Annotated in this window: 8 protein-coding genes; 7 read left to right on the top strand and 1 reads right to left on the bottom strand. The window is 66.3% G+C overall.

Annotation, left to right across the window (positions count from 1 at the left end; genetic code table 11):
• Positions 1-82 precede the first annotated feature (82 nt).
• The 3 genes from ACN269_RS32375 to ACN269_RS32365 are packed head-to-tail and all read left to right on the top strand — an operon-like array spanning position 83 to position 2,331.
• Positions 83-415 (top strand): NAD(P) transhydrogenase subunit alpha, encoded by a 333-nt coding sequence (locus tag ACN269_RS32375; RefSeq protein WP_421476785.1) that lies wholly within the window; start codon positions 83-85, stop codon positions 413-415.
• Positions 412-1,845 (top strand): NAD(P)(+) transhydrogenase (Re/Si-specific) subunit beta, encoded by a 1,434-nt coding sequence (locus tag ACN269_RS32370; RefSeq protein ID WP_421476783.1) that lies wholly within the window; start codon positions 412-414, stop codon positions 1,843-1,845. The genes ACN269_RS32375 and ACN269_RS32370 overlap by 4 nt, the downstream gene beginning before the upstream one ends.
• 9 nt (positions 1,846-1,854) lie before the next feature.
• Positions 1,855-2,331 carry a HalD/BesD family halogenase gene (locus tag ACN269_RS32365; RefSeq protein WP_421476781.1) on the top strand — a complete coding sequence of 159 codons (477 nt, stop codon included), beginning with the start codon at positions 1,855-1,857 and terminating at the stop codon, positions 2,329-2,331.
• A gap of 224 nt (positions 2,332-2,555) precedes the next feature.
• On the opposite strand, the gene ACN269_RS32360 is transcribed toward ACN269_RS32365, so the two are convergent.
• Positions 2,556-3,452: a class I SAM-dependent methyltransferase gene (locus ACN269_RS32360; RefSeq protein WP_421476780.1), complete on the bottom strand. Its 897-nt coding sequence runs from the start codon at positions 3,450-3,452 to the stop codon at positions 2,556-2,558.
• 340 nt (positions 3,453-3,792) lie between these two features.
• On the opposite strand from ACN269_RS32360, the gene ACN269_RS32355 reads away from it, so the two are divergent.
• From ACN269_RS32355 to ACN269_RS32340, 4 genes are all read left to right on the top strand, one after another.
• On the top strand, positions 3,793-4,452 hold the full coding sequence (locus ACN269_RS32355; protein WP_421476778.1) for a TetR/AcrR family transcriptional regulator: 660 nt from the start codon (positions 3,793-3,795) through the stop codon (positions 4,450-4,452).
• Positions 4,445-5,218, top strand: a complete 774-nt coding sequence (locus ACN269_RS32350) for an SDR family oxidoreductase (protein ID WP_421476776.1) — start codon at positions 4,445-4,447, stop codon at positions 5,216-5,218. The genes ACN269_RS32355 and ACN269_RS32350 overlap by 8 nt, the downstream gene beginning before the upstream one ends.
• Positions 5,215-7,005 (top strand): acyl-CoA dehydrogenase, encoded by a 1,791-nt coding sequence (locus ACN269_RS32345; protein WP_421476774.1) that lies wholly within the window; start codon positions 5,215-5,217, stop codon positions 7,003-7,005. The genes ACN269_RS32350 and ACN269_RS32345 overlap by 4 nt, the downstream gene beginning before the upstream one ends.
• Before the next feature lie 22 nt (positions 7,006-7,027).
• A partial coding sequence (locus tag ACN269_RS32340; RefSeq protein ID WP_421476772.1) for an SRPBCC family protein occupies positions 7,028-7,346 on the top strand: 319 nt, incomplete at its 3' end.

Here is a 7,346-nt window from a genome sequence, read left to right as displayed (position 1 = left end):
TGATCACCGACGGCGCGCTGGCGCCCGACTTTGACGACGAAGTGGTCGCAGGCGCCTGCGTGACCCGGGAAGGTGCATAGCGATGTATGACCAACTGTTGGCCAACCTGGCGATCCTGGTGCTCGCCGGGTTCGTCGGCTTCGCCGTCATCTCCAAGGTGCCCAACACCTTGCACACCCCGCTGATGTCGGGCACCAACGCAATCCACGGCATCGTCGTGCTGGGCGCGCTGATCGTGCTCGGCGATCTGCCCGCCGACGCCGGCTGGGGTGTGCGCATCATCGCGTTCGTCGCGTTGATCTTCGGCACGCTCAACGTGATCGGCGGCTTCCTTGTCACCGACCGGATGCTGGGCATGTTCAAGGGCAAGAGGCCGGCCAAGGCCATCGAGAAGGCTGACGAGGTGGCCAAGTGACCTACCTCGTCAACGCGCTCTACATCGTCGCGTTCGCGCTGTTCATCCTGGGTCTGTCCGGGCTGACCGGACCCAAGACCGCGGTACGGGGCAACTGGATCGCCGCCGCCGGTATGGCGTTGGCCGTGCTGGCCACGTTGATCAAGGTGCGCGACACCGCGTCGATCAACTGGATCCTGATCGCGGCTGGTCTGCTGATCGGTGTGGTGCTCGGGGTGCCGCCGGCCAAGCGAACCAAGATGACCGCGATGCCGCAGCTCGTCGCGCTGTTCAACGGCGTCGGCGGCGGCACGGTCGCGCTGATCGCCTGGGCGGAATTCATTGAGACGCACGGCTTCAGCCAGTTCAAGCCCGACCAGCATCCGACGGTGGCGTTGGTGGTCGGCTCGCTGTTCGCCGCGATCGTCGGCTCGGTGTCGTTCTGGGGCTCGCTGGTGGCCTTTTTGAAGTTGCAGGAGTCGATCCCGAAGAACGTCGAGAAGAAGCTGGTGTCGGCGGCCAAGCTGTTCCAGGCCGCCAACGCCGTGCTGCTGGTCGGCGCGGTGGCCATCGCGGTCATCATCGGGCTGAACGCCGGTGCGGGCAGCCCCGACTGGATGATCGTGGCGGTGCTGGTGCTGGCCGGGCTGATGGGCCTGTTCGTGGTGTTCCCGATCGGCGGCGCCGACATGCCGGTGGTCATCTCGCTGCTCAACGCGATGACCGGATTGTCCGCTGCGGCCGCGGGTGTGGCGCTGAACAACACCGCGATGATCGTGGCGGGCATGATCGTCGGCGCATCCGGTTCGATCCTGACCAACCTGATGGCCGTGGCGATGAACCGGTCCATTCCGGCGATCGTGTTCGGCTCGTTCGGTGGGGACTCCGGTGGCCCGGCCGGCGCGGCCACCGACCAGGGCACCGTCAAGGCCACGTCGGCCGCCGACGCCGCGATCCAGATGGCCTACGCCAACCAGGTGATCGTGGTGCCCGGCTACGGGCTGGCGGTGGCCCAAGCCCAGCACGCGGTCAAGGAGATGGGTGATCTGCTGGAGGACAAGGGCGTTGAGGTCAAGTACGCCATCCACCCGGTGGCCGGCCGGATGCCCGGGCACATGAACGTGCTGCTGGCCGAGGCCGACGTCGAATACGACGCGATGAAGGAGATGGACGACATCAACGGTGAGTTCACCCGCACCGATGTCACGCTCGTCATCGGCGCCAACGACGTCACCAACCCCGCGGCGCGCAGCGACCCGTCGAGTCCGATTCACGGTATGCCGATCCTCAACGTGGACCAGTCCAGGTCGGTGATCGTGTTGAAGCGGTCGATGAGCTCGGGCTATGCCGGTATCGACAACCCGCTGTTCTTCGCCGACCAGACCTCAATGTTGTTCGGCGACGCCAAGAAGTCGGTCGGCGAAGTCATCGAGGAGCTCAAGGCGCTGTAGGGGGTCGAGATGGATGCCCAACAGGTGCAGGCCGCGTTCGAGGATGTCTTCGACCAAGCGCTGGTCTTCCACGGCTTCGCCGACTTCTCCCGAGACTACGACCTTTATGTGTACATCGGCGCTGCTCCGAGCATCGGTGTCGTGGCCCAGGATCTGCGTTACCGATTCACCCACTGCGTCTCCGCGGTCACCACGACGAGCGTGTCGCCCGAGGTGTGGCGGCGTTCGCTCGACGACCGGCTGACCCAGCCCGACGGTGCGGATGTCGACGAGCTCGACGGATTCGTCTGGGGCGTGCGCTGGCAGGTCCTGTATCCCGGTCTCTCCGTCGTGGCGGATTCACCGGAGGCGGCAGAGTGGTCCGAACGCCTGGGCATGGATTTCTTCGAGGTCCTCGTCGAAACGAACACCCACACGATCCGGCTGATCGCGACCGACCTGGTCGTCACCGCGCTGGACGCCGGTCACACTCCGTTCGCCGTCTAGGAGTTCTGAGTCAGATGGACGGAGCGTCCGCGGCGGGCATCGCGTAGCGCTCAGACCCGCCGTTGTGTCGTCGATTAGTGTCACCCTGGGCGACACCAATCCTCGACAAACCGTGCAGCCGCCCTCAGCTTTGTCGTGGCACGGTTCGATCGCGAAGAGTTCCTGGACGAGATCACGGTGGTGGCGTTGAGCTTCCTGCGCCGCTGGCCGGACTGTCCGGAGAGCTAGCCGCCCAGCCGCGCCTGCAGATAGGTCACGTCGGAGAACAACGCCATATCGTCGTCGTCAGCCGGATACGTCAACCCGTTGACCGCGTAGAGCTCCTTGGCGGTGCGGCCCGCGCCGACCCACCCCAGGGCCTGCAAATAGTCCGGGACGTGGTTGCGTTCGTCGGTGTAGACGAGGTCGTGAATGCTGACAGCGCTGTCCTTCCAGCGCTCCCGCAGGTGCTCGGTGCGGCCGTCGGAGAACACCGCCATATCCGGGACGAAGTCCGTGGCCACCTGGCTGCCCGGCGCGCTGAGCGCGGTGATCCGGTCGAACAGGAGATCCTGAGCGTCCGATGGCAGGTAGACCAGCAGTCCCTCGGCGCTCCACGCGGTCGGCTCCTCGGGCCGGAAGCCGGCGGCCCGCAGCGCGGCCGGCCAGTCGTCGCGCAGATCGACCGGCACCACCCGGCGATCGGCGCCGGGCTCAGCACCCAGGTCGGCCAGCGTGCTCGACTTGAACTCGATGACGTCGGGCAGGTCGACCTCATAGACCACGGTGTCGGCCGGCCACGACAGCCGGTAGGCGCGGGTGTCCAGGCCGGACGCCAAGATCACCACCTGCCGCACGCCGCACCGGACCGCGTTGAGGAAGAAATCGTCGAAGAAGCGGGTGCGCACCGCCATCTGCTCGCCGGAGCGCTGCGGGTCGTAGTCGGGGAACTCGTCGGGCACCTCGCCGTCGAGGATCCCGGTGAAGAAGTCCAAGCCGACCGCGCGGACCAGGGGTTCGGCGAACGGATCGTTGATCAGGGCGGCGCCACTGCGGGTGGCCAGCGCCCGCGAGGTGGCGACCATGGTTGCGGTCGCGCCCACGCTCGAGGCCAGGTCCCAGCTGTCGTTGTCGGTACGCACACATCCTCGCTCTCACCGGCGGACCAACCGCCAGTTTACTTAGCGAGGCTAACACAACCGCCCGGGGCGGCTTAGACCGGCGGATAGGCCGGCGGCGGATACACCCCGCGCAGGGCCCAGGGCAGCCAGTTGAAGAAGTATTCGATCTCGTCGCTGGCGTCGTAGTCCGGATTCGGATCCATACGAATACCTCCAATATGTGCAGAGACCTGTTCGGCAGTCTAAATCTCCCGGCGATTGCGCAACAGGGGTGTGGACGATCCGACTCCGATGATGCCTAGACTGCCAACCAGTTGATTGATAACCCCGGCGCCGGCCGGGCCCGCCGATAGTGAGACCGATGCCCTCCGAAGTCCCGAGCAACGGCAGCACCCGCCGTGAGGAGTTGCTGACCGTGGCCACCAAGCTTTTCGCCGCGCGTGGCTACCACGGAACCCGGATGGACGACGTCGCCGAGGCGGTCGGCCTGAACAAGGCCACGGTCTACCACTACTACGCGAGCAAGTCGCTGATCCTGTATGACATCTACCGCAGCGCTGCCGAGTTCACCGTCGCCGCCCTGCACGACGATCCGACCGCCACGGCCCGCGAAACCATCTACCACTTCACCCGCCGGCTGCTGGTCGGCATCGCCGGCAATATCGAACGCGCTGCGGTGTACTTCCAGGAAGGGCCCTACATCAGCGAGTGGTTCACCGAGGACCAGGTTGACCACATCCGGAAGGCCGAGACGCAGGTCTACGAGCACGTCCGCGACGTCATCGACCGCGGCATCGCCAGCGGCGAGTTCTACGACTGCGACTCGCACGTGCTCGCGCTGGGCTATATCGGGATGACGCTGGGCTCCTACCGCTGGTTGCGCCCGCACGGCCGGCGCACCGCGCCGGAGATCGCCGTCGAGTTCAGCACCGCGCTGCTGCGTGGCCTGATCCGTGACGAGTCGGTGCGCGTCGAGTCGCCGCTGGGCCTGGAGATCGGCCAGGTGAGCACCGGTGACTGAATTGTTTCGGCTCGACGGCAAAGTCGCCGTGGTCACCGGGGGTGGCCGGGGCATCGGGGTGATGATGGCCCGCGGGCTGCTGCAGGCGGGCGCTGCGGTCTACCTGTCCAGCCGCAAGGAGGCCGAGCTGGACGCGGCGGTCGCCGAGCTCTCGCCGTTGGGCCGGGTCGAGGCGATCCCCGCGGATCTGGGCACCGCCGAGGGGGCGCAGACGCTGGCCGATGCGCTGGCCGCCCGCGAGGACAAGCTGCACGCGCTGTTCAACAACGCCGGCGCGAACTGGGGGGCACCGTTCGACGAGTTCCCCGAGTCCGGGTTCGACAGGGTGTTCAACGTCAACGTCAAGGGCGTGTTCCTGGTGACGCGGGCGCTGGTGCCGATGCTGCGTGCCGGCGCCACCGACGACGACCCGGCGCGGGTGGTCAACACCGGCAGCGTCGACGGCTTCCACCCACCTGAGCGGGGCCGCAACAACTTCTCCTACAGCGCCAGCAAGGCGGCCGAACACATGCTGAGCCGGCATCTGGCCGGTGAGCTGGCACCCCACATCCTGGTCAATGCCATCGCGCCGGGCCTGTTCCCCTCGAAGATGACCAAGGTGCTGCTGACCGCCGGTGAAGAAGCGGTCGGGGCCGCGTTACCGCTGGGCCGGGTCGGATCGTCCGACGATATGGCCGGCATCGCGGTGTTTCTGGCCAGCCGGGCCAGCAGCTACATCACCGGCACCGTCATTCCGGTCGACGGCGGGGTGAGCACCATCCGATGAAGTCCACCCTGCTGTCGCGGCGCGATCTCGACTTTCTGTTGTTCGAGTGGCTGCGGGTGGACGAGCTGACCAAGCGCGAACGGTTCGCCGACCACTCCCGCGAGACGTTCTCCGACGTACTGGATCTCTGCGAGGAGCTGGCGGAGCGCTACTTCGCCCCGCACAACAAGGCCAGCGATGCTCACGAGCCGACCTTCGACGGGACGACGGTGACGGTGATCCCGCAGGTGAAGGAAGCGTGGGACGCCTTCGCGCAGGCCGATCTGCTGGCGGTGAGCGCCGACGCGGCATTGGGTGGGGCCCAACTGCCGACGACGGTTGCCCAGGCCGCGTTCGCCTGGTTCTCCGCGGCCAACCTCAGCACGTTCGGCTACCTCATGCTCACCGTCGCCAACGCCAACCTGCTGGCCGAGTTCGGCAGCGACGACCAGGTCGAGGCCTTCGTCAAACCGATGTTGACCGGCCGGTTTTCGGGCACCATGGCACTCTCGGAGGCCCAGGCGGGGTCCTCGCTGGCCGACATCCTCACCCGGGCCGAACCCCGGCCCGACGGCAGCTACCGGTTGTTTGGATCCAAGATGTGGATCTCGGGCGCCGAGCACGAACTCACCGACAACATCGTCAACCTGGTGTTGGCCAAGATCCCGGGCGGACCGCCGGGCACCAAGGGCATCTCGTTGTTCATCGTGCCGAAGTTCCTGGTCAACCCCGACGGGTCGATCGGGGAGCGCAACGACGTGGTGATCGCTGGGCTCAACCACAAGATGGGCCAGCGCGGGATCACCAACACCGTGCTGAACTTCGGCGAGGGTCGGCACCAGCCCGCCGGCGAGCCCGGCGCGGTCGGCTACCTGGTCGGCGAACCGCACCGCGGCATCGTCTACATGTTCCACATGATGAACGAGGCCCGTCTCGGGGTGGGGATGGGCGCGGTGGCGCTGGGTTACACCGGCTACCTGAAGTCGCTCGAGTACGCCCGGTCGCGCCCGCAGGGCCGTCATCCGCTGGCCAAGGATCCGACCGCACCGCAGGTGCCGATCATCGAACACGCCGATGTGAAGCGGATGTTGTTGGCGCAGAAGGCCTATGTCGAAGGCGCGATGGCGTTGACGTTGTACTGCGCCAAGTTGGTCGACGTGCAGCACAGTGCGGATTCCCAGGAGCAGGCTCGGTCGGCCGGTCGGTTGCTGGACATCCTGACCCCGGTGGCCAAGAGCTGGCCGTCGCAGTGGTGTCTGGAGGCCAACAACCTGGCCATTCAGGTGCACGGCGGCTACGGGTACACCAGCGAATACGACGTCGAGCAGCACTACCGCGACAACCGGCTCAATCCGATCCACGAGGGCACCCACGGCATTCAGAGCCTGGACCTCTTGGGCCGCAAGATAACCCAGGATGGTGGGGCCAACCTGAGCGCGCTCACCGAGTCGGTCGACGCGACTATCGCGGCGGCCCGGTCCACTGCGGCCGCACCGTTGGCCGAGGAGTTGGACGCGGCGTGGCAGCGGTTGGTGGCGGTGACGATGTCGATGTTCGCCGCCGGCGACGTGGAGGCAGCGCTGGCCAACAGCGCGATCTACCTGGAAACCTTTGGTCATCTGGTGATCGGGTGGATGTGGTTGGAGCAGCTGCTGGCCGCCGATGGCCGCGACGGTGACTTTTACGACGGCAAACGCCAGGCGGCACGCTACTTCTACCGCTACGAACTACCCAGGACCGCAGCGCAACTGGATCTGCTGGAAAGCCTGGACCGCACCACTGTGCAGATGCGACCGGACTGGTTTTAGAACGTCTCGCTATGCTCTGCAAATGCCCATCGTGAGCAAGACCGTCGAGGTCGAGGCCCCCGCCGAGACGATCCTGGCGATCGTCGCCGATTTCGAGGCGTACCCGCAGTGGAACAAGGAGATCAAGGGCTGCTGGATTCTGGCCCGTTACGACGACGGCCGGCCCAGCCAGCTGCGTCTCGACGTCGAGATCCAGGGGCAGTCCGGAACCTTTATCAACGCCGTCTACTACCCCAGCCCGATGCAGATCTACACCCTGCTGCAGCAGGGGGATCACTTCGACAAGCAGCAGCAGACGTTCTCGGTCGTGGCGATGGGTCCGACGTCGCTGTTGACCGTCG

This window comes from Micromonospora sp. WMMD736 (genome assembly GCF_049179015.1).
Lineage (GTDB): Bacteria > Actinomycetota > Actinomycetes > Mycobacteriales > Micromonosporaceae > Micromonospora.
This window is presented reverse-complemented; position numbering and strand designations above follow the sequence as displayed.